2 pseudogenes are annotated in these 803 nt (G+C 66.7%); both read left to right on the forward strand.

The features are described from left to right. Positions 1-289, forward strand: a pseudogene (locus tag G3O01_RS44800) (hypothetical protein); the annotation flags it as partial. A gap of 17 nt (positions 290-306) precedes the next feature. After that, positions 307-803 (forward strand): annotated as a pseudogene (locus G3O01_RS44805) (hypothetical protein); the annotation flags it as partial.

The raw sequence follows: 803 nt of genomic DNA on the forward strand, positions 1-803 counted from the left end.
GGCCGGCAACGGCGGCAACGCAACGGGTGGCGCAGGCGGTGCAGGTGGCGCAGGTGCAGCAGCAGCGGCGACGGCGGCAGCCGGCGGCGCAGGCACAGGCGGCGCAGGCGCAGCTGGCGGCGCGGGCGGTGCGATCGGTGTCGGCACGGGCGACTTCAACATGGCCAACACCATGACGAGCGTCGCACAGTCGGCAGCGGGCATCCTGGTCGCGAACCAGAACAGCGGCATGGCTTCGCTGGTGCAGCAGGCCGTTACCGTTCAGGCGAATCTGACCGTTGGTCACTAACCCGATAGGAGGCTTTCATGCGTAAGACACTTTTGGCATCTGCAGCCATCGTCGCGCTGGGCTTCAGCGGTTATGCGATGGCCAATCCTTGCGCCAATGGCGACTACTCGTGCAACCAGAAGGCGAGCAATGGCGACAACAACCTGTCGAACTCGGCGTCGTCGAATCAGACGAGCACGACAGGCAGCAACGCCAACGAAGTGACCGGGTATGCGAAGGTCACCCAGGACTCGTGGAACAGCACGAAGGCGGTCGCCGTCAGCAAGCTTGACGGCACGGTGAGCCATGTGAGGGTCACGGGCATCGGCAATGTCGCGACCAACTACGGCAACGTCAATGGCGGCAAGGGCGGCGACGGCGCGAGAGGCATCGGCGGCAAAGGCGGAAGCGCTGCAGCCGGCGGTGGCGATGGCGGCTACGGCGGCAACGGCGGCAAGGCCATTGCCGGTGACGGAGGCTGGTCGAAGGCGTCGGGTGGCGACGGCGGCTACGCGAAGTCGTCGGGCGGTGACGG

Source organism: Burkholderia sp. Ac-20365, from assembly GCF_017104715.1.
Taxonomy (GTDB): domain Bacteria; phylum Pseudomonadota; class Gammaproteobacteria; order Burkholderiales; family Burkholderiaceae; genus Paraburkholderia.